The following is a 19843-nucleotide window of genomic DNA, read 5'->3' on the forward strand; positions in this document are numbered from 1 at the left end:
CTCGGCTATCGCGACCGCCGGTCGAGCGCTAATCTGACACGGACTTCCCAGCGAGATGAGGAGAGACACGTGTTGGCGCGCTACCTGAAGGCACAGTTGATTGTTTTGCTGTGCGGCGGCCTGGTGGGTCCGATCTTTTTGGTCGTCTACTTCACCCTCGGGTTCGGCAACCTGTTGCAGTGGATGCTCTACGTGGGCCTGCTGATCACCGTGGCCGACGTGGTGATCGCGCTCGCGCTGGCCAACTATGGGGCGAAGTCATCCGCCAAGAACGCGGAGCTCGAGCAGAACGGCGTGCTGGCACTGGCACAGATCACCGGGCTCAGCGAGACGGGTACGTGGATCAACAACCAACAGGTGGTCAAGGTCTACCTGCACATCGCGGGGCCCGGGTTTCTGCCGTTCGACAGCGAGGACCGGGTGATCGCCAGCGTGACCCGGCTCGGGAACCTCAACGCCCGCAAGGTCGTGGTGCTGGTCAACCCCACCACCGGTGAATACCGGATCGACTGGGAACGCAGCGCTTTGGTCAACGGGCTGGTGCCGGCGCAGTTCACGGTGGCCGAGGACAACACGACGTACGACCTCAGCGGGCAGGCCGGCCCGCTGATGGAGATCCTGCAGATCCTCAAGGCGAACAACGTTCCGCTCAATCGGATGGTCGACATCCGGTCCAATCCCGTGCTGCGCCAGCAGGTCCAGGCCGTGGTGCGGCGGGTGGCCGAACAGCAGGCTCCGGCCCCCCAGCCGGCGGCGGCCGGCGGNGGCGGGTCGATCGTCGTCGTCAGCTCGTCGGCGGGCCTGAAGGCGACGCCGGGTAACGGCCACTACTCCGCGAGCAAGTTCGGGCTCACCGCGCTGACCAACACGCTGGCCATCGAACTCGGCGAATACGACATCCGGGTCAACTCCATCCACCCGTACTCGGTCGACACCCCGATGATCGAGCCGGAGGCGATGATGGAGATCTTTGCCAAGCATCCGCGTTACGTGCACAGCTTCCCGCCAATGCCGATGCAGTACAAGGGGTTCATGACGCCCGACGAGGTTTCCGATGTCGTCGTCTGGTTGGCTGGCGACGGCTCGGGCACGTTGTCGGGCACCCAGGTCCCGGTGGACAAGGGCGCCTTGAAGTACTAATTCGCGATCGTGTATGAACACCACGTGACCGAAAAAGGCATCGTGATCGTGGGTGGCGGGCTCGCCGGGGCCCGGACCGCCGAGCAATTGCGCCGATCGGAATACACCGGGCGTATCACGATCGTCAGCGACGAGGTGCACCTGCCGTACGACCGCCCGCCGTTGTCCAAAGAGGTGCTGCGCAAAGAGGTCGACGACGTGGCCCTCAAGCCCCGCGAGTGGTACGACGACAACGACATCACCCTGCGACTCGGTTGCGCGGCCACCGGTCTCGACACCGCCGCGCAGACGGTCACGCTGGACGACGGATCGGTGCTCGGCTACGACGAACTCGTCATCGCCACCGGGTTGGTGCCGCGGCGCATTCTCGCGCTACCGGATCTCGAGGGCATTCGGGTGCTGCGCTCGTTCGACGAAAGCATGGCGTTGCGCGAGCACGCGTCCGCCGCGCAACGCGCCGTCGTCATCGGCGCCGGGTTCATCGGCTGCGAGGTGGCGGCCAGCATGCGCACCCTCGGGGTGGACGTGGTGCTGGTCGAGCCGCAGCCGACGCCGCTGGCCGCCATGCTCGGCGAGCAGATCGGCGCGCTGGTGGCGCGGCTGCACCGCGACGAGGGCGTGGACGTCCGCCTCGGTGTCGGCGTGGCCGAGGTGCGCGGCGAGGGCCATGTCGACGCCGTGGTGCTGACCGACGGGACGGAACTGCCCGCCGATCTGGTCGTTGTCGGCATCGGGTCACGCCCGGCGACCGAATGGCTCGAGGGCAGCGGCGTCGACGTCGATAACGGTGTCGTCTGCGACGAGGCCGGCCGCACCAGCGCACCGAACGTGTGGGCGCTGGGGGACGTCGCCTCCTGGCGGGATGCGACGGGACACCAAGCGCGCGTGGAACATTGGAGTAACGTCGCCGACCAGGCCCGGGTGGTGGTGCCTGCGATGCTCGGGCGGGACGTTCCCACCAACGCCGTCGTCCCGTATTTCTGGAGCGACCAGTACGACGTCAAGATCCAGTGCCTGGGGGAGCCCGAGGCCACCGACACCGTCCATCTCGTGGAGGACGACGGGCGCAAGTTCCTCGCCTATTACGAGCGCGACGGGGTGCTGGTCGGCGTGGTGGGCGGCGGAATGCCGGGCAAGGTCATGAAGGTCCGCGCCAAGATCGCCTCCGCCGCGCCCATCGCCGAGGTGCTGGGCTGACGCTGTCATGCCCAAGGTCGCGATACTCGACGACTATGCCGGCCTGGCCCTCGACCTCGCCGACTGGTCGCGGGTGCAAAACCGTTCCGAGGTAACCGTTTTCGACCGGAATCTGTCCGAGTCGGAAGCGGCGGAGGCGCTGCGGCCCTTCGACGTGATTTGCACCATGCGCGAGCGGATGGCCCTGCCGCGCACGCTCATCGAGCGGCTGCCGAACCTGAAGCTGATCACCATCGTCGGCCGGAGCCTGCCGAACCTGGACATGGCGGCGGCCCGCGAGCGCGGCGTGCTGGTCGCCCACTCGGACTTCGCCAATCCGCGATTCGCCTCGGTCAGCGATGCCACCCCGGAACTGGCCTGGGGGTTGCTGATCGCGACGGTGCGCAACCTCGCTGAAGAGCATCGGAGCATGCGCGCCGGGGGTTGGCAGAGCACCACCGGGATGACATTGTCCGGCAAGACGATCGGGCTGCTCGGCCTGGGCAGGACCGGCAGCCGCATGGCCGAATACGCGAAAGTGTTTGGCATGCAGGTCATCGCGTGGAGCCAGAACCTCACCGAACAGGCCGCGGCGGCGGTCGGCGCCCGCCGGGTCGAGAAGGAGGCCCTGTTCGCCGAAGCCGACGTGGTGTCCATCCACCTGGTGCTCTCCGAGCGCACCCGGGGCCTGGTCGGTGATCCCGAGCTGGCCCTGATGAAGCCGCACGCGTACCTGATCAACACCTCCCGCGGCCCGATCGTGGACGAGGCCGCTCTGATCGACGCGCTGCGGACCGGGCGGATCGCGGGGGCCGGGCTCGACGTCTATGACGCCGAACCGCCCCCGCCCGACCACCCGTTGCGGGCGTTGGCGAACGTCACGCTGTCCCCCCACCTGGGCTACGTCACCCGCGAGATGCTCGGCGCCTTCTACGCGGACACCGTCGAGGCCGTCGTGGCCTGGCTGGACGGGGCGCCCATCCGGATCGCGAACCCCTAGAACTCGCCGAGATAGAAGCGGCCACCCTGATCGTCGGCGCACTCGGCGGTCACGCCGTATGGCTGGCGGGCCGGCTCGGCGAGCACGGTGCCGCCGGCCTCGCGGACGCGCACGACGGCCGCCTCGATATCCGGCACCGTCCACATCGGCACCGTCGTCGGCTCGGCGCTGCCGCCGGCCGCGCCTGCCATCGGATGGGCGCCCACCACCTGCCAGCCGTCGGCCACCCGGCCGGGTTCGAAGGCCCATCCCAGCACCCGGCCGTAGAAGTCGCGGAAGCCCGCGGAATCCGGCACCAGGTAGGTGACGTAGGACAGCTCGCCGGGCCCGGAACCGTTGAGTTCCGGACGCTTTCGTCCGGGCGGCGGCTCGAACACCGCGAACGCCACCCCGTGCGGGTCGGTGGCCTCGAGTAGCACGCCGTACTCGGTGTCCCGGGTTTCGCCCGCGACACCGCCCGCCTCCGCGATCGCCGCGCGGGCGGCCTCGACATCGGCGACGGCGTAGCAGCAGAACAGGGTGGGTGTCCCCGGACTGGCGGCAATGCCGGTCGGCAGCTCGGTGTTGGTGACCCGGTGCGATTCGGGGTCGTAGGTCCAGCCCAGGACGTGGCCGTAGAAGTCGGCCGCGCGATCAGGGTCGGGGGTCCACACCGAGACGTACCCGAGGTCGCCCGGTTGAATGCGCGACGGCGCGGTGGGGCCGGAGAGCATCCACCGGTGGCCGAAGGGGTCGATGATGGTCGCGGTGCGGTTTCCGTAGTTTTCGTAGGGCTCGCGCTCGACGGCGGCACCGCCTTCGGTCGCCCGTCGCAGTGCGGCGTCGGTGTCGGTGACGCGCAGCAGCAGGCTCACCGAAACCCGGCCGGGCGCAGGGGCTTTCAGGCCGAACTCCGGGTATTCGTCGGCGAGATACAGCACGCCCCCGGCGATCGCAAGCTCCGCGTGCCCGATTCGGCCGTCCTCCATCACAATCGGTTCGCCGATCACGTCGGCGCCGAAGGCGTCGGCGTACCAGGCGATCGCCGCCCGCGCGTCCCCGACGCTGAGGTAGGGCAGCGCCGCCGGGCGCGGGGCGGCCGCGGCGGCGGNCGGTGCCGTCGGGCGGCAGGGCGCCGCGCCACGCGTCGTCGATCCTCACCGGCGAGCCGACCGGTCCCCACCGGCCGCGGTCGTACCGGTAGTGGTAATGGTCGGCCCGCATGTTCAGCCCGGCGCTCGATCCGATCTCGAAAAGCCTTACCGGCAAGCCCAATCCGTGCTCCAGCCGCAACAGCCCGCCGATCAGCGCTGCGGAGCGGCCCACCTCGTTGGTCTGCGGCGGTTGCTGCAGCACCGCACGCAGAAACTCGCCGTGACGAGCGGCGGTGCCCAGGACTTCGGGCCAGGCGTCGCGAGCGTCCCACGCGCCGCCGGTGCTGGGATACCAGCGTCGCAATTCCGGGGCCCGGCCGTCGAGCACCAACCGGTGCAGCCCGCCGAGCAGCCGCAGCGGCACCGCGAGGCGCGACGGGTCGTCCTCGTGGCCGGACAGAATCGCGGCGAACACGCCGCCCGCCGCGACGTCGCCGGCCACCAACTCGAAGAGCTCCCCGTACATCGGGGAGCCGGAGCCCGCGCAGAACCGGCCCTGCGAGCGCAGCATGTGCAGCAAGTGCTCGGGGCCCGCGTTCATCGGTCCAGACTTTCCAGCCCGGCGCCGACGACGTCGAACGCGTTGCCGAGCGCGACGGGCAACGGGACGGACTCGTCGGAGAGCCAGTGCTCATAGGCGCTCAGCGCCACCCCGAGCATGGTCCAGCCGACGGTCTGCGGCACCGGATCGGTCGTCTTGAGTCCCAACCGGTGGGCCACGAAGCCCGCCATCACCGCGCGCCATCCCGCATACATCGTCATCGAATAGGCCTGCAGCTCCGCGGTTTCCAGGATGACGCGCATGCGCTGCCGGTGCCGGACGGTTTCGCACTCGTCAAAGGTGTTGAACGCCAGCAGCGCCGCGCGCAGCGCCTCGCCCAGCGGGACCCGCGGGTCGACCGTGTCGAGCAGCTGCTGCAGGTGCGCGAGGTGGGCATCGAAGTCGCCCCAGAGGATGGCGTTCTTGGAGGCGTAATAGCGAAACACCGTGCGGCGGGCGATCCCGGCCGCGTGCGCGACGTCGTCGACACTGACCTCGGCGAACCCTCTAGCGGCGAACAGGTCGAGGGCGACGTCGGTNCCTCGTTGGTCTGCGGCGGTTGCTGCAGCACCGCACGCAGAAACTCGCCGTGACGAGCGGCGGTGCCCAGGACTTCGGGCCAGGCGTCGCGAGCGTCCCACGCGCCGCCGGTGCTGGGATACCAGCGTCGCAATTCCGGGGCCCGGCCGTCGAGCACCAACCGGTGCAGCCCGCCGAGCAGCCGCAGCGGCACCGCGAGGCGCGACGGGTCGTCCTCGTGGCCGGACAGAATCGCGGCGAACACGCCGCCCGCCGCGACGTCGCCGGCCACCAACTCGAAGAGCTCCCCGTACATCGGGGAGCCGGAGCCCGCGCAGAACCGGCCCTGCGAGCGCAGCATGTGCAGCAAGTGCTCGGGGCCCGCGTTCATCGGTCCAGACTTTCCAGCCCGGCGCCGACGACGTCGAACGCGTTGCCGAGCGCGACGGGCAACGGGACGGACTCGTCGGAGAGCCAGTGCTCATAGGCGCTCAGCGCCACCCCGAGCATGGTCCAGCCGACGGTCTGCGGCACCGGATCGGTCGTCTTGAGTCCCAACCGGTGGGCCACGAAGCCCGCCATCACCGCGCGCCATCCCGCATACATCGTCATCGAATAGGCCTGCAGCTCCGCGGTTTCCAGGATGACGCGCATGCGCTGCCGGTGCCGGACGGTTTCGCACTCGTCAAAGGTGTTGAACGCCAGCAGCGCCGCGCGCAGCGCCTCGCCCAGCGGGACCCGCGGGTCGACCGTGTCGAGCAGCTGCTGCAGGTGCGCGAGGTGGGCATCGAAGTCGCCCCAGAGGATGGCGTTCTTGGAGGCGTAATAGCGAAACACCGTGCGGCGGGCGATCCCGGCCGCGTGCGCGACGTCGTCGACACTGACCTCGGCGAACCCTCTAGCGGCGAACAGGTCGAGGGCGACGTCGGTGATGTGGCCCGGTGTCGTGGAGCGGCGCCGGCCCACCCGCGGCTGCGGCATCATCGGACCCGCCCTTCCATTGCGGCACTCGATGCCATATTGTGTCCAGAACGATCCGTCGTTGTCGAGCCCTCAAGGGAGGAAATCCAGATGGACCACGAAACCGAGACCGCGACCGAGCTCGTCACCGAGACCCTGGTGGAAGAGGTGTCGATCGACGGGATGTGCGGGGTCTACTGATCCGCGTGTTCGACCCCGATCGCGGCTGGCGGTTGCACCCGCAGGTGGCGGTGCGGCCGGAGCCGTTCGGCGCCCTGCTCTACCATTTCGGCACCCGCAAGCTGTCCTTTCTGAAGAACCGCACCATCCTCACCGTGGTGCGGTCGCTGGCCGACCATCCCGATGTCCGGTCCGCCTGCCGCGCCGCGGGCGTGGACGACCCCGGGCAGGGGCCCTACCTGCACGCGCTGGGCGTGTTGGCCGATTCAAAGATGTTGGTACTTCAGGAGGTCCAATGACGGCTGCAACTTCCCCCGTGCCGCGTCTCATCGAGCAGTTCGAGCGCGGGCTGGACGCTCCCATCTGCCTGACCTGGGAACTGACGTACGCATGCAACCTGGCCTGCGTGCATTGCCTTTCGTCGTCGGGCAAACGCGATCCACGCGAGTTGTCCACCCGCCAGTGCATGGACATCATCGACGAGCTGGAACGCATGCAGGTGTTCTACGTCAACATCGGCGGCGGGGAACCCACGGTGCGCCCGGACTTTTGGGAGCTGGTCGACTATGCGACCGCGCACCACGTCGGCGTGAAATTCTCCACGAACGGCGTCCGGATCACCCCGGAGGTCGCCGCGCGGCTGGCCGCCAGTGACTACGTCGACGTCCAGATCTCGCTCGACGGCGCGACCGCCGAGGTCAACGACGCCGTGCGCGGCGACGGCTCGTTCGCGATGGCGGTGCGCGCGCTGGAGAACCTCGCGGCGGCCGGCTTCAAAGATGCGAAGATCTCCGTCGTCGTGACCCGGCACAACGTCGGCCAGCTCGACGAATTCGCGGCGCTGGCAAGCCGTTACGGTGCCACCCTGCGCATCACCCGGCTGCGTCCCTCGGGCCGGGGAGCCGACGTGTGGGAGGAGCTGCACCCCACCGCCGCCCAGCAGGTGCAGCTGTACGACTGGCTGGTCGCCAACGGGGAGCGGGTGCTCACCGGTGACTCCTTCTTCCACCTGGCACCGCTCGGCTCATCGGGCGCCCTGGCCGGCCTGAACATGTGCGGGGCGGGGCGGGTGGTGTGCCTGATCGACCCCGTGGGTGACGTGTACGCCTGCCCGTTCGCCATCCACGACCGATTCCTGGCGGGAAACGTCTTGTCCGACGGCGGATTTGACAACGTCTGGAAGAACGCGCCGCTGTTTCGCGAGCTGCGGCAACCGCAGTCGGCGGGCGCCTGCGGCAGCTGCGGGCACTACGACAGCTGCCGGGGCGGCTGCATGGCGGCAAAATTCTTCACCGGCCTGCCGCTGGACGGCCCGGACCCCGAATGCGTCCAGGGGCACAGCGCCCCGGCGCTGGCCCGCGAGCGGCACACCCCGCGACGTGTCTCTTATACCACTCTAGATGGGGATAAGGGACNAGCAACGCGCGAAGCGGCGGCTCCCGAAATCCGTTTACTCGGCGCTGCTCGCGGGCAGCGAAAAGGGAATCACCGTCTCCGACAACATCGCGGCATTTGGTGAGCTCGGATTCGCTCCCCACGTCGTCGGCGCGCAGGAAAAACGCGACTTGTCGACCACCGTTATGGGACAAGATATTTCGATGCCGGTGTTGATTTCGCCGACCGGTGTCCAGGCGGTCGACCCGGACGGTGAGGTCGCCGTCGCGCGAGCCGCAGCGGCGCGGGGAACGGCGATGGGCCTGTCCTCTTTCGCGAGCAAGCCGATCGAGGACGTCATCGCCGCCAACCCCAAGGTGTTCTTCCAGGTGTACTGGCTGGGCGGGCGCGACGCGATCGCCCAGCGGGTGGAACGCGCGCGCCAGGCCGGCGCGGTCGGGTTGATCGTCACCACCGACTGGTCGTTCTCGCACGGGCGCGACTGGGGCAGCCCGAAGATCCCCGAAGCCATGAACCTGCGGACCGTCCTGCGGCAGTCTCCGGAGGCCGTCTTCAAGCCCCGCTGGCTGTTCAAGTACGGCAAGACGCTGCGCCCGCCGGACCTGCGGGTGCCGAACCAGGGCCGCCGCGGTGAGCCAGGCCCGGCGTTCTTCGACGCCTACGGGGAGTGGATGGGCACCTCGCCGCCGACGTGGGAGGACATCGCCTGGCTGCGCGAGCTGTGGGGCGGGCCCTTCATGCTCAAGGGCGTGATGCGCGTCGATGACGCCAAAAGGGCTGTGGATGCCGGTGTTTCGGCGATCTCGGTGTCCAATCACGGCGGCAACAACCTGGACGGCACGCCGGCGTCGATTCGCGCCCTGCCCGCGGTGGCCGCGGCGGTCGGCGATCAGGTCGAGGTCCTGCTCGACGGCGGCATCCGCCGCGGGAGCGACGTCGTCAAGGCGGTGGCCCTGGGGGCGCGGGCGGTGATGATCGGCCGCGCCTATCTGTGGGGCCTCGCCGCGGCCGGGCAGGCGGGGGTGGAAAACGTTCTCGACATCTTGCGCGGGGGCATCGACTCGGCGCTGATGGGTTTGGGGCACTCGTCGGTCCACGACCTCGGCCCGGACGACGTCCTGGTGCCGGCCGGCTTCACCCGGTCGCTCGGGGTGCCGCCCGCATAGTTGAGAATGTTGGGCGGGATTCCTAGGATTTGATCTGGATTTGATCTAATCTCAATCCGCCGTCGCGAAAATTGTGGTGTTCGCGTGGTAACCGTGACGGACGAGTCACCATATTCGACCGCTCGGTGAACAAGCCAGAAAAAAATAATTTTCGAGGGTCAACAATTGGTGCACGCCAGGTGAATTCGTCCTACCATCAGCCAGTGCCCGTACTCGGCGAATTAGGAGCGGCGACGTCGAGCCAGCTATTCAGTACCTCGCCGTCAATAATGGTCCCGCTGGGGTCGACCGAACAACATGGTCCGCACCTGCCGTTGGACACTGACACCCGCATCGCGGCCGCGGTCGCCCGGGGGGCCCGGGCGCGCCTCGAACAACCCTGGCTGGTCGCGCCGGCCATCGCCTACGGCGCCAGCGGCGAACACCAAGATTTCGCCGGCACCATCTCGATCGGCACCGAGGCCCTGACGCAACTGCTGGTGGAGTACGGCAGGTCAGCCGCGTGCTGGGCCCCGAGCCTGGTCTTCGTCAACGGCCACGGCGGCAACGTCGGCGCGTTGAGCGCGGCCGTCGGACGGCTGCGCGCCGAAGGACGAGACGCCGGGTGGTGCCCCTGCGTGGCCGCCGGCGGGGACGCCCACGCCGGCCATACCGAAACATCCGTGTTGCTCCATATCTCACCGGAGGAGGTGCTGACCGAGCGGTGGCTCGCCGGCAACCGGGCGCCACTGCCCGAGTTGCTCCCCGCGATGCGTCGCGGGGGAGTCGCGGCGGTCAGCCCGGTCGGGGTGTTGGGGGACCCGACGACCGCGACCGCCGCCGAGGGCCGGCGCATCTTCGGCGAGATGGTCGACGACTGTGTCCGTCGAGTCGCCCGGTGGTCGCCCGGGCCCGACGGGATGCTCACATGACGGCCACCCGGTTGCCGGACGGATTCGCCGTCCAGGTCGATCGCCGCGTGCGGGTGCTCGGCGACGGCTCGGCTCTGCTGGGCGGGTCACCGACGCGCCTGCTGAAGTTGGCTCCGGCCGCCCAGAGCATGCTGTCCGACGGCCGGCTGAAGGTCCGCGACGACGTCAGCGCGCAGCTGGCCCGCACCCTGCTGGACGCCACGGTGGCCCACCCCCGGCCCGCGGGAGGCCCGTCGCACCGCGACGTGANCGGGGGCATCGACTCGGCGCTGATGGGTTTGGGGCACTCGTCGGTCCACGACCTCGGCCCGGACGACGTCCTGGTGCCGGCCGGCTTCACCCGGTCGCTCGGGGTGCCGCCCGCATAGTTGAGAATGTTGGGCGGGATTCCTAGGATTTGATCTGGATTTGATCTAATCTCAATCCGCCGTCGCGAAAATTGTGGTGTTCGCGTGGTAACCGTGACGGACGAGTCACCATATTCGACCGCTCGGTGAACAAGCCAGAAAAAAATAATTTTCGAGGGTCAACAATTGGTGCACGCCAGGTGAATTCGTCCTACCATCAGCCAGTGCCCGTACTCGGCGAATTAGGAGCGGCGACGTCGAGCCAGCTATTCAGTACCTCGCCGTCAATAATGGTCCCGCTGGGGTCGACCGAACAACATGGTCCGCACCTGCCGTTGGACACTGACACCCGCATCGCGGCCGCGGTCGCCCGGGGGGCCCGGGCGCGCCTCGAACAACCCTGGCTGGTCGCGCCGGCCATCGCCTACGGCGCCAGCGGCGAACACCAAGATTTCGCCGGCACCATCTCGATCGGCACCGAGGCCCTGACGCAACTGCTGGTGGAGTACGGCAGGTCAGCCGCGTGCTGGGCCCCGAGCCTGGTCTTCGTCAACGGCCACGGCGGCAACGTCGGCGCGTTGAGCGCGGCCGTCGGACGGCTGCGCGCCGAAGGACGAGACGCCGGGTGGTGCCCCTGCGTGGCCGCCGGCGGGGACGCCCACGCCGGCCATACCGAAACATCCGTGTTGCTCCATATCTCACCGGAGGAGGTGCTGACCGAGCGGTGGCTCGCCGGCAACCGGGCGCCACTGCCCGAGTTGCTCCCCGCGATGCGTCGCGGGGGAGTCGCGGCGGTCAGCCCGGTCGGGGTGTTGGGGGACCCGACGACCGCGACCGCCGCCGAGGGCCGGCGCATCTTCGGCGAGATGGTCGACGACTGTGTCCGTCGAGTCGCCCGGTGGTCGCCCGGGCCCGACGGGATGCTCACATGACGGCCACCCGGTTGCCGGACGGATTCGCCGTCCAGGTCGATCGCCGCGTGCGGGTGCTCGGCGACGGCTCGGCTCTGCTGGGCGGGTCACCGACGCGCCTGCTGAAGTTGGCTCCGGCCGCCCAGAGCATGCTGTCCGACGGCCGGCTGAAGGTCCGCGACGACGTCAGCGCGCAGCTGGCCCGCACCCTGCTGGACGCCACGGTGGCCCACCCCCGGCCCGCGGGAGGCCCGTCGCACCGCGACGTGACCGTGGTAATCCCGGTGCGAGACAACGTTTCCGGCGTGCGGCGGCTGGTGAGCTCACTGCGCGGGCTGCGCGTCGTGGTGGTCGACGACGGCTCCTTCCCGCCCATCGAGGCCGAAGACTTCATCGGCGCGCACTGCGACGTCGAGGTGCTGCGGCACTCCTACAGCAAGGGTCCGGCGGCGGCACGCAACACCGGGCTGGCCGCCTGCACGACCGACTTCGTCGCCTTCCTGGACTCCGACGTGACGCCGCGCCGGGGTTGGCTGGAGGCCCTGCTCGGTCACTTCTGCGATCCCACCGTCGCACTGGTCGCGCCGCGCATCGTCGGTTTGTCCCACAGCGAGAACGTGGTGGCGCGGTACGAGGCGGTGCACTCGTCGCTGGACCTCGGGGAGCGCGAGGCCCCGGTGCTGCCCCACAGCACGGTGTCCTACGTGCCCAGCGCGGCCATCATCTGCCGCCGCTCGACCCTCCGCGACGTGGGCGGGTTCGACGAGACCATGCAGTCCGGCGAGGACGTCGACCTGTGCTGGCGGCTCATCGAAGCGGGGGCCCGCCTGCGCTACGAGCCGATCGCGCAGGTCGCGCACGATCACCGCACGGAATTGCGGGACTGGCTTGCGCGCAAGGCATTCTATGGCGGCTCGGCCGCCCCGCTGTCCGTGCGTCACCCGGACAAGACGGCGCCGGTGGTCATCTCCGGCTGGGCCTTGATGGCCTGGACGCTCATGGCGCTGGGGACCAGCCTCGGCCAACTCGCCTCGATCGTGGTCGCGCTGGTGACGGGCCGTCGGATCGCCAAGGCCATGCGCAGCGCCGAGACCTCGCTGTGGGATGTCGTGACGATCGCCACCCGCGGTCTGTGGGCGGCGGCGCTGCAGCTGGCGTCGGCCGTCTGCCGGCACTACTGGCCGGTGGCGTTGCTCGCGGCCGTCCTGTCGCGCCACTGCAGACGCGTGGTGCTGGTCGCCGCCGTGATGGACGGCGTGGTGGACTGGCTCCGCCGTCGCGACGCCACCGACGACGACGCCGAACCGATCGGGCTGCTGACCTACCTGTTGCTCAAGCGCATCGACGACCTGGCCTACGGCCTCGGGCTGTGGTGGGGTGTGGCGCGCGAACGCAACGTGCGCGCGCTCAAACCACAGATCCGCACGTAGTGGTCCCCAAGCCGCCTTGACCGGGGCCATCCCGCGCAGCGACGTGCTGATCGTCGGCGCCGGAAGCGCCGGATCGGTTGTTGCCGAACGCCTTTGTCGCGATCCCGGCCGCACCGTGACGGTCCTCGAGGCGGGCCCGGGCCTCTCCGATCCGGACTTGCTGGCGTTGACCGCCAATGGGCTGCAACTGCCGATCGGGGTAGGCAGCCCGGTGGCCGAGCGCTACCTGACCCACCTCACCGATCGGCACGATCTCAAGCTTCCGATCGTGCGCGGGAAGACGGTGGGCGGTTCGGGGGCCATCAACGGCGGCTACTTCTGCCGCGCCCTGTCCAGTGACTTCGACCGCGACCCGTTACCCGGCTGGACATGGTCCGAGGTGCTCGAGCACTTCCGCGCCATCGAGACCGACCTGGATTTCGACGGCCCCGCCCACGGTAAGAGCGGCCCGATCGCCGTGCGCCGGACGCGCGAAATGACCGGCACCACAGAAACTTTCATCTCGGCGGCGCAGAGTGCCGGATTTCGGTGGATCGATGATCTCAATGACTCTGGGCCGGAACCGATTTCGGGACTGGGCGCGGTTCCGCTGAACATCGTCGATGGCGTACGCACCGGCTCCGGTGCGGCATATCTCCTCCCGGCGCTGGGGCGGCCCAACCTGGCACTGCTGGAGCGCACCCGGGCGGTGCGACTGCGCTTCTCCGGGGCCACCGTGGTCGGCGTCGAAGCCATCGGCCCGCACGGGCCGATGGTGCTGTCCGCCGACCGAATAGTGTTGTGCGCCGGTGCGATACAGTCGGCTCATCTGCTGATGCTGTCCGGCATCGGCGACGAAGCGATGCTGCGGGCCGTCGGTGTCCCGGTGGTGACGCCGCTGCCGGTGGGCAGGTCGTGCAGCGACCACCCCGAGTGGGTGTTGCCGACGAACTGGACCGTGGCGCCCGGCCGTCCCGTGGTGGAGGTCGTGCTCGGGACCACCGACGGTCTCGAGATCAGGCCGTACACGGGTGGGTTCGTGGCGATGACCGGTGACGGCACCGCGGGGCATCCGGACTGGCCGCACATCGGGGTGGCGCTGATGCGGCCGCGGGCGCGCGGGCGCATCACGCTGGTCTCGCCAGACCCGGCCGTGCCGCCGCGGATCGAGCACCGCTACGACAGCGAGCCCGACGACGTCGCGGCGCTGCGCGAGGGAAGCGAACTCGCGCGCGAATTGGCCGGCGCCACAGCCTCTGTCGGCGCGCCGGTGTGGTCGACGTCCCAGCACCTGTGCGGCACCGCACCGATGGGCGCCGTCGTTGACCCGCGTTGCCGGGTGCTGGGAGTCCAAAACCTTTGGGTGATCGACGGTTCCATCCTGCCCGCGATCACCAGCCGCGGACCGCACGCGACGATCGTGATGCTCGGGCACCGGGCCGCCGAATTCGTTGCGTGAGTTGAGGCTACGGAAGAACGGCGCGCGGTGAATCAGGCCGAGTAGGGCTCCATCTCGATCGGCATGCCCGCCGCCATCGGTTGCTCCTCGTGAGATCCGGCCGCTGCCGCCGGAGAGTAGGCCGGCGTCGCCGGAGAGTAGTTCGGCGTTGCCGCGGGCGCCGCGTTGAGCGGCGTGGTGATCGGCATCGCCTGCGCCGCGGTCACGGGAGAGAATGCCGGTGCTTCCACGGGCGCCGTCTCGACCGGCATGCTTGCCGGTGCCGGCGGGGCCGCCGCTGCGGCCGCCGGAGCGTAAGCCGGCGTCGCGGNAAGAAGGCACCGGCAAAGAAGGCCCCGGCCAAGGCTTCTGAGGCTTCTGAAGCGAAGGGAGGCTCAGACTAGTGGGCCAGAAGATCAATCCGCACGGCTTCCGGCTGGGCATCACGACTGACTGGAAGTCCCGCTGGTACGCCGACAAGCAGTACGCCGACTACGTCAAGGAAGACGTGGCGATCCGCCGGCTGCTGTCCACGGGCCTGGAGCGCGCCGGCATCGCCGACGTCGAGATCGAGCGCACCCGCGACCGGGTTCGGGTGGACATCCACACCGCGCGTCCCGGCATCGTGATCGGCCGCCGCGGCACCGAGGCCGACCGGATCCGCGCCGACCTGGAGAAGCTGACCGGCAAGCAGGTCCAGCTCAACATCCTCGAGGTCAAAAACCCTGAGTCGCAGGCGCAATTGGTGGCGCAGGGCGTCGCCGAGCAGTTGAGCAACCGCGTGGCGTTCCGCCGGGCGATGCGCAAGGCCATCCAGTCGGCGATGCGTCAGCCCAACGTCAAGGGCATCCGGGTGCAGTGCTCCGGCCGCCTCGGCGGCGCGGAGATGAGCCGCTCGGAGTTCTACCGCGAGGGCCGGGTGCCGCTGCACACCCTGCGCGCCGACATCGACTACGGCCTGTACGAGGCCAAGACCACTTTCGGCCGGATCGGCGTGAAGGTGTGGATCTACAAGGGCGACATCGTCGGTGGCAAGCGCGAATTGGCCGCCGCCGCCCCGGCGGGCGCGGAGCGTCCGCGCCGCGAGCGGCCGTCGGGNATACCGAGAACGGCGTGCTGCTCATCAAAGGTGCGGTCCCCGGCCGCACCGGTGGACTCGTGATGGTGCGCAGCGCGATCAAACGAGGTGAGAAGTAATGGCAGCGCAGAAGATTGACGTCAAGACACCGGACGGCAAGGTCGACGGCTCCATCGAGCTGCCGGCCGAGTTGTTCGACGCCGAAGCCAACATCGCGCTGATGCACCAGGTGGTCACCGCCCAGCGGGCGGCCGCCCGCCAGGGCACGCACTCGACCAAGACCCGCGGTGAGGTCAGCGGCGGCGGGCGCAAGCCGTACCGGCAGAAGGGCACCGGCCGTGCGCGGCAGGGTTCGACGCGGGCGCCGCAGTTCACCGGTGGTGGCGTCGTGCACGGTCCCAAGCCGCGTGACTANATCAGCTGCACGAACTGGGCGTGGAAAGCCTGCGCGGCGGCGGACAGCGCCTGGTAGATCTGGGCGTGCGCGTCGAACAGGCTTGCGATGCTCGCCGATACCTCGTCGGCGCCCGCGGGCAGCACGCTCGAAACCGGACCCAGCGCGGCCGAGTGGGCGTCGCTGACCATGGATCCGATATTCGCCAAATCCATTGCGGCGGCTGCCACGTACTCCGGCGCTGCGATCACATAGGACATTCCGCTCCCCCGGCTAGCCTCGACGGCGCCCGCCTCCCCACAACGGACCCCGCTCCACCGGATGCTAGCGCCCTCCCCGGGGTCGGCGAGGCGTTTTCAGCTGATCTTCACGCAGTCGCCGTTAAAAGAGGGCGGGCCGCGCCACGGCCGCGACCCGGGAGGGACCGAGCCGGGCGCGACCCACCGGGAAAAATGCGGCGACGTTCGTGCTGTCCACGTAGATGGCCACGACAAGTGGCGGGCGCGCTGCTGTGCGTCAGGCGCGAACTCTGCGTCGCAATATTCGTGGACGGTACGAGGTCCCCGTATGCATCACCTCCCTTCGGCAGGACTGGACCGGCGATGGCATCATCCCGCCGCCGGAGGCGATCGTTCCCGCGCCCACACCCTGCGGACCGGCCGCCTGACCGGCAGCTCGCCGCAGCGGGTTCGCCCCGCCGGCGGCGTGGGCTTCGTGGTCACCACGGTGTGAGGCAGGCACCGGTCTCGCTGGGGCGCGGGCAACTCACAGGTGACGTGGCGAGCCGGGCCGCTCGACGGCCTGAGGCGCATCCACTCGGCCTCCACGATCGCCGCCGCCTCGATCAACGCCGGGCACACCGGCGCGGCAACCATCACCTGTTGTTTGCTCAGCGGGTCGATACCCATCAACATCACACCCACCTCAACCTGCGAGATGACCTGCACCTGTCGATATATATTTTCTGATACCACGACACGCGGATCTTCGCAAGCGTCTAAACCGAGTTGGTGGGCGCTGGAGGAAAGATCAGGCGGAGCGGGCCTCGATCAGTGCACCCTCGGTTGGTCGGTGTCGTTCTCCGGCAGCGACATTGGCCGTCAACGCGCCGCGACTCTATGCCGGCCGGCGCCTGGCTTGGGCCTACGGACTACGCGGCGCACCAGGCTTAACTGGCGGCCGTCAGGCCCGGGGGCCCACAACCCGATCAGGACCGCGGCGACGGCGACGATGACGGCCAGCGCCGTCGTCGAGGAGTGCATCGACGTCATGAAGGCCGTTTTGCTCAGTTCGGCCAGTTGCCGCCCCTGCGGCCCGAGCTTGTCGGCCACCTCGACGGCTTTGGCAAGTGAATCGGTCGCCGGTCCACGGACCGGCGCGGGGAACTGCGTCAGTTGCGGTGCCAGCTCCCGCGAATACCGCCCGGCCAGGATCGAACCGGCGACGGCGATCCCCAGCGCGCCGCCCATCTCGCGCGAGGCGTCGTTCACCGCGGAGGCGACGCCCTGCTTTTCGTCCGGGACCGCGCCCATGATCGCCGAGGTCGTCGGGGCCGTGCAGAACCCGATGCCGGTACTGAGGATCAGGGTGGGCCAGGCCAATTCCAGGTATGACGTGTGCAGGTCGAGCACGTGCATGCTGATGAACCCCACCGACATCAGCGCCGTGCCCGCGAAGATCACCAGCCGCAGGCCGAGCTTGGGCAGGTACCAGAACGACAACGCCGAGCAGACGGCCAGCGGAACCATGAACGGCGTGAACGCGACCGCCGTCATCAGCGGCGAATAGCCCAGGATCTGCTGCACATACTGCATGCCCAGGTAAAAGAAGCCGAACGTCGCCCCGAACAGCACGACGATCGAGGCGACCCCGGTAGCGAAGCTGGGGTCGGCGAACAGCCGCATGTCCAGGAGTGGTTGCCGCCGCCGGAGTTCGACGACGCCGAACGCCGCGGCGATCACGGCCCCCGCGACGAGCCCGCCCCACACCAGGGGATCGCTCCACCCGCGATTGGGCGCTTCCAGGATGGCCGCGACGCCGATCGCCAGCGCCGCCCCGATCAGGACCGCGCCCGGCGTGTCGATGCGCGGGGCGGTGCTGTCGCGCGACGACGCCACCGTGCACGCCAGCGCGAAGATCACCAAACCGGCGACACCCAGCGACCAGAAGATCGCGTGCCAGTCCCAACACTCAAGCAGCACCCCGGATCCGAGCATGCCGAGGACCGCGCCGGACCCTGCCGTGCCTGCCCAGATTCCGACGGCCTTCACGCGGTCTTCTTTCGGATAGGCCACAGTGAGCAGCGACAGCGTCGCGGGCATCACGAAGGCGGCGCCGACGCCGGCCACGGCCCGGCCCGCGATGATCTGCAGCGGGGTGTGCAACATGGCCGGGGCGACCGAGCCGAGCGCGAAGATCACCAGGCCGGCCAGTAACGCGCCCCGCCGGCCGTAGCGGTCACCGATCGCGCCGGCGGGCAGCAACAGGCACGCCAGGGCCACCGTGTACCCGTCGACGATCCAGTTGAGCTGCGACTGCGTCGCGGAGGTGGCCACCGCGAGGTCGCCCAACGCCGTGTTGAGCGCGGTCATCGACGCGACGACCAGCCCGACTCCCATGCACGCGACGGCTAGGGTCCAGGTTCGGGCGCGTGGGCTTCCGCCGATGCCCGCCCTATCAGTACGCTGATCAGGCCGTACCAGCGTTTCGACCATATGAAGCGCCTCCTAACGGGGGCGTAGAAGTTTTAAGACCGATAGTCTCGTGAAGTAGCCGATAATTCCGGTGCCCAAACGGAGAGGTGGCTCACAATCACCGGCGCAAGTACCGACCCAAGGCCGGCGCGGTCCCGGGCCCGTTTGCTCGAAGCCGCTGCCGCGCTTCTGCGTTCCGGAGGTCCGAGCGCGGTGACCGTCGATGCGGTCACCCGTAGCGCCAACGTGGCGAGGGCGACCCTATATCGCCACTTCCCGAGCGGAAATGATTTGCTGGCGGCGGCGTTCAACAGCCTGATACCGCCGTCGCCGACGCCACCGGCCGAGGGCTCGCTGCGCGATCGGTTGGTGGCGTTGGTGCTGGCGCAGGCCGAAGCCGTGGCGCAGGCGCCGGCCCTCCTGACGGCCATGTCCTGGCTGGCCCTGGGGCCGGACCTGGAAGGGCTGCCGCAACCGGGCGATGCACGCGTCGCCAACGCCTGCTCGATCAGTTCGTTGCGCGAGCGCATCGCCCAGCAGTACGCCGCACCGTTCGACGCGGTGTTCGACAGCCCCGAGGCGGCCGCCGAACTGGGTGAGGTCGACCGATCGCGGGCCATCGCCCTGCTGATCGGCCCGCTGGTCCTGGGCCGCCTGTCCACCCTGCCCGACTTCGACTATCGCGAGTGTGCGCGCGCGGCCGTCGACGGTTTCCTGCATGTTCAGCGCGCGCAGCACAGGGCCGACGCGGCGAGCACCGAATCGGCAGGTGCCTGAGGCGTCGACCCCCGGCCTCGGAATTTTGTCGGAGCCGCGATCTAGGGCATACTGTTCAGGTTGCCTTTCGCCGGGTTCTGCCTGGCTGGGCATACGACCAGCGCCCAACCGGGCGCATCCGGTCCCATCCTCGGAACGCGACCAATTTCGGCTTTGAAATTGGGCCGGGCCGAGGCTGCGTCAGGTGACACACCCGACCGCGGGGGCCGGTGGACCACGACAGGTAAACAGCGGCGCAGTATCCGGCGCGACGCTCGACCGGCCCAACAGTGGGCGGGCGATCGGCGCGCTGGGGGGCACTGAGACATGGATGTAAGCCCGGATACCGGGCTTCAAGAGGAGTGAGGGTAGGAGAAAGCGTGGCGGGACAGAAGATCCGCATCAGGCTTAAGGCCTACGACCATGAGGCTATTGACGCATCGGCGCGCAAGATCGTCGAGACCGTCGTCCGCACGGGTGCCAGCGTCGTAGGTCCGGTGCCGCTGCCGACCGAGAAGAACGTGTATTGCGTCATCCGCTCTCCGCACAAGTACAAGGACTCGCGGGAGCACTTCGAGATGCGTACGCACAAGCGGTTGATTGACATCCTCGATCCGACGCCGAAGACCGTCGACGCGCTGATGCGCATCGATCTTCCGGCCAGCGTCGACGTCAACATCCAGTAGGAGATCCAGA

The 19843-nt window shown here is 69.1% G+C and carries 19 protein-coding genes and 8 pseudogenes; 18 read left to right on the forward strand and 9 right to left on the reverse strand.

What is annotated here, in order from left to right; all coding sequences use genetic code 11:
• Positions 1-69: 69 nt before the first annotated feature.
• Genes BN4348_RS62620 through BN4348_RS24860 form a run of 3 tightly spaced genes read left to right on the forward strand, consistent with a single transcriptional unit; the run spans position 70 to position 3316 of the window.
• Positions 70-1140 carry an SDR family oxidoreductase gene (locus BN4348_RS62620; RefSeq protein WP_096866040.1) on the forward strand — a complete coding sequence of 357 codons (1071 nt, stop codon included), beginning with the start codon at positions 70-72 and terminating at the stop codon, positions 1138-1140.
• Positions 1141-1164: 24 nt separating this feature from the next.
• The gene (locus tag BN4348_RS24505) at positions 1165-2337 is read left to right on the forward strand and encodes an NAD(P)/FAD-dependent oxidoreductase (RefSeq protein ID WP_235852604.1); all 1173 of its coding nucleotides are present in this window, start codon (positions 1165-1167) and stop codon (positions 2335-2337) included.
• A gap of 7 nt (positions 2338-2344) precedes the next feature.
• Positions 2345-3316: a D-2-hydroxyacid dehydrogenase family protein gene (locus BN4348_RS24860; RefSeq protein ID WP_066907300.1), complete on the forward strand. Its 972-nt coding sequence runs from the start codon at positions 2345-2347 to the stop codon at positions 3314-3316.
• Here BN4348_RS24860 and BN4348_RS24870 read toward each other — a convergent pair.
• The 5 genes and pseudogenes from BN4348_RS24870 to mftR (BN4348_RS25495) all read right to left on the reverse strand — a co-directional run bounded on the left by BN4348_RS24870 (position 3313) and on the right by mftR (BN4348_RS25495) (position 6493).
• Positions 3313-4305, reverse strand: coding sequence for a VOC family protein (locus tag BN4348_RS24870; RefSeq protein ID WP_407937886.1), 993 nt, complete (start codon positions 4303-4305; stop codon positions 3313-3315). The genes BN4348_RS24860 and BN4348_RS24870 overlap by 4 nt on opposite strands.
• 97 nt (positions 4306-4402) lie before the next feature.
• Positions 4403-4990: pseudogene (locus tag BN4348_RS24875) on the reverse strand (DUF2332 family protein); the annotation flags it as partial.
• Positions 4987-5613 carry a mycofactocin system transcriptional regulator gene (gene mftR, locus BN4348_RS24905; protein WP_084453861.1) on the reverse strand — a complete coding sequence of 209 codons (627 nt, stop codon included), beginning with the start codon at positions 5611-5613 and terminating at the stop codon, positions 4987-4989. The pseudogene BN4348_RS24875 and the gene mftR (BN4348_RS24905), both read right to left, overlap by 4 nt.
• Positions 5532-5900: pseudogene (locus BN4348_RS24910) on the reverse strand (DUF2332 family protein); the annotation flags it as partial. The pseudogene BN4348_RS24910 and the gene mftR (BN4348_RS24905), both read right to left, overlap by 82 nt.
• Positions 5897-6493, reverse strand: coding sequence for a mycofactocin system transcriptional regulator (mftR, locus tag BN4348_RS25495; protein ID WP_167670430.1), 597 nt, complete (start codon positions 6491-6493; stop codon positions 5897-5899). The pseudogene BN4348_RS24910 and the gene mftR (BN4348_RS25495), both read right to left, overlap by 4 nt.
• 87 nt (positions 6494-6580) lie before the next feature.
• Here mftR (BN4348_RS25495) and mftA point away from each other — a divergent pair, with 87 nt between their 5' ends.
• From mftA to mftG, 10 genes and pseudogenes are all read left to right on the forward strand, one after another.
• Positions 6581-6670: a mycofactocin precursor MftA gene (gene mftA, locus BN4348_RS59230; protein WP_066907308.1), complete on the forward strand. Its 90-nt coding sequence runs from the start codon at positions 6581-6583 to the stop codon at positions 6668-6670.
• Between the two features lie 5 nt (positions 6671-6675).
• Entirely contained in the window at positions 6676-6948 is a 273-nt protein-coding gene (mftB, locus tag BN4348_RS26615) for a mycofactocin biosynthesis chaperone MftB (protein WP_066907311.1), read from the forward strand.
• Positions 6945-8168 (forward strand): mycofactocin radical SAM maturase, encoded by a 1224-nt coding sequence (gene mftC, locus BN4348_RS26645; RefSeq protein WP_167670431.1) that lies wholly within the window; start codon positions 6945-6947, stop codon positions 8166-8168. The genes mftB and mftC overlap by 4 nt, the downstream gene beginning before the upstream one ends.
• Positions 8050-9210 carry a pre-mycofactocin synthase MftD gene (gene mftD / locus BN4348_RS26675; RefSeq protein WP_066907314.1) on the forward strand — a complete coding sequence of 387 codons (1161 nt, stop codon included), beginning with the start codon at positions 8050-8052 and terminating at the stop codon, positions 9208-9210. The genes mftC and mftD overlap by 119 nt, the downstream gene beginning before the upstream one ends.
• Positions 9211-9389: 179 nt before the next feature.
• Entirely contained in the window at positions 9390-10121 is a 732-nt protein-coding gene (gene mftE / locus BN4348_RS26905) for a mycofactocin biosynthesis peptidyl-dipeptidase MftE (protein WP_066907318.1), read from the forward strand.
• A pseudogene (locus tag BN4348_RS26975) lies at positions 10118-10369 on the forward strand (mycofactocin biosynthesis glycosyltransferase MftF); the annotation flags it as partial. The gene mftE (BN4348_RS26905) and the pseudogene BN4348_RS26975, both read left to right, overlap by 4 nt.
• Positions 10370-10489: pseudogene (locus BN4348_RS62625) on the forward strand (hypothetical protein); the annotation flags it as partial. It lies immediately after the preceding pseudogene.
• Positions 10490-10668: 179 nt separating this feature from the next.
• Complete coding sequence (mftE, locus tag BN4348_RS26980) at positions 10669-11400, forward strand: mycofactocin biosynthesis peptidyl-dipeptidase MftE (RefSeq protein WP_066907318.1); 732 nt, start codon at positions 10669-10671, stop codon at positions 11398-11400.
• Positions 11397-12809: a mycofactocin biosynthesis glycosyltransferase MftF gene (gene mftF / locus BN4348_RS27215; protein WP_066907324.1), complete on the forward strand. Its 1413-nt coding sequence runs from the start codon at positions 11397-11399 to the stop codon at positions 12807-12809. Before mftE (BN4348_RS26980) ends, mftF begins: the two co-directional genes overlap by 4 nt.
• A 16-nt stretch (positions 12810-12825) precedes the next feature.
• Positions 12826-14247 carry a mycofactocin dehydrogenase MftG gene (gene mftG / locus BN4348_RS27245; RefSeq protein ID WP_066907327.1) on the forward strand — a complete coding sequence of 474 codons (1422 nt, stop codon included), beginning with the start codon at positions 12826-12828 and terminating at the stop codon, positions 14245-14247.
• Positions 14248-14279: 32 nt separating this feature from the next.
• Here mftG and BN4348_RS60280 read toward each other — a convergent pair whose 3' ends face one another.
• A complete protein-coding gene (locus tag BN4348_RS60280) occupies positions 14280-14453 on the reverse strand; it encodes a hypothetical protein (RefSeq protein WP_211145676.1) in 174 nt (57 codons plus the stop codon).
• Between the two features lie 176 nt (positions 14454-14629).
• On the opposite strand from BN4348_RS60280, the pseudogene rpsC reads away from it, so the two are divergent.
• The 3 pseudogenes from rpsC to rplD form a co-directional block, all read left to right on the forward strand.
• A pseudogene (rpsC, locus tag BN4348_RS27335) lies at positions 14630-15322 on the forward strand (30S ribosomal protein S3); the annotation flags it as partial.
• A gap of 8 nt (positions 15323-15330) precedes the next feature.
• Positions 15331-15423, forward strand: a pseudogene (gene rplC / locus BN4348_RS59240) (50S ribosomal protein L3); the annotation flags it as partial.
• Positions 15423-15716, forward strand: a pseudogene (rplD, locus tag BN4348_RS28200) (50S ribosomal protein L4); the annotation flags it as partial. The pseudogenes rplC and rplD, both read left to right, overlap by 1 nt.
• 8 nt (positions 15717-15724) lie before the next feature.
• Here the strand turns inward: rplD and BN4348_RS28445 are convergent.
• The 3 genes and pseudogenes from BN4348_RS28445 to BN4348_RS28485 all read right to left on the reverse strand — a co-directional run.
• Positions 15725-15958: pseudogene (locus tag BN4348_RS28445) on the reverse strand (PE family protein); the annotation flags it as partial.
• A 348-nt stretch (positions 15959-16306) separates the two neighbouring features.
• Positions 16307-16645 carry a hypothetical protein gene (locus tag BN4348_RS28450; RefSeq protein ID WP_066907336.1) on the reverse strand — a complete coding sequence of 113 codons (339 nt, stop codon included), beginning with the start codon at positions 16643-16645 and terminating at the stop codon, positions 16307-16309.
• Positions 16646-16798: 153 nt separating this feature from the next.
• Positions 16799-18316 carry an MFS transporter gene (locus BN4348_RS28485; RefSeq protein WP_235852606.1) on the reverse strand — a complete coding sequence of 506 codons (1518 nt, stop codon included), beginning with the start codon at positions 18314-18316 and terminating at the stop codon, positions 16799-16801.
• A 288-nt stretch (positions 18317-18604) separates the two neighbouring features.
• On the opposite strand from BN4348_RS28485, the gene BN4348_RS28595 reads away from it, so the two are divergent.
• Both BN4348_RS28595 and rpsJ read left to right on the forward strand, forming a co-directional pair.
• A complete protein-coding gene (locus tag BN4348_RS28595) occupies positions 18605-19168 on the forward strand; it encodes a TetR/AcrR family transcriptional regulator (RefSeq protein WP_235852607.1) in 564 nt (187 codons plus the stop codon).
• A gap of 359 nt (positions 19169-19527) precedes the next feature.
• Positions 19528-19833, forward strand: coding sequence for a 30S ribosomal protein S10 (rpsJ, locus tag BN4348_RS28705; protein WP_003873519.1), 306 nt, complete (start codon positions 19528-19530; stop codon positions 19831-19833).
• Positions 19834-19843 lie beyond the last annotated feature (10 nt).

It is taken from the genome of Mycobacterium interjectum, from assembly GCF_900078675.2.
Classification (GTDB): Bacteria; Actinomycetota; Actinomycetes; order Mycobacteriales; family Mycobacteriaceae; genus Mycobacterium; species Mycobacterium interjectum.

What these genes read in the sequence shown, in the direction of transcription:
- BN4348_RS24860 (WP_066907300.1), top strand. Translation starts at nt 2,345, where the DNA reads ATGCCCAAGGTCGCGATACTCGACGACTATGCCGGCCTGGCCCTCGAC.
- mftR (WP_167670430.1), bottom strand. Translation starts at nt 6,493, where the DNA reads ATGATGCCGCAGCCGCGGGTGGGCCGGCGCCGCTCCACGACACCGGGC.
- mftA (WP_066907308.1), top strand. Translation starts at nt 6,581, where the DNA reads ATGGACCACGAAACCGAGACCGCGACCGAGCTCGTCACCGAGACCCTG.
- mftF (WP_066907324.1), top strand. Translation starts at nt 11,397, where the DNA reads ATGACGGCCACCCGGTTGCCGGACGGATTCGCCGTCCAGGTCGATCGC.
- BN4348_RS28485 (WP_235852606.1), bottom strand. Translation starts at nt 18,316, where the DNA reads ATGGGAGTCGGGCTGGTCGTCGCGTCGATGACCGCGCTCAACACGGCG.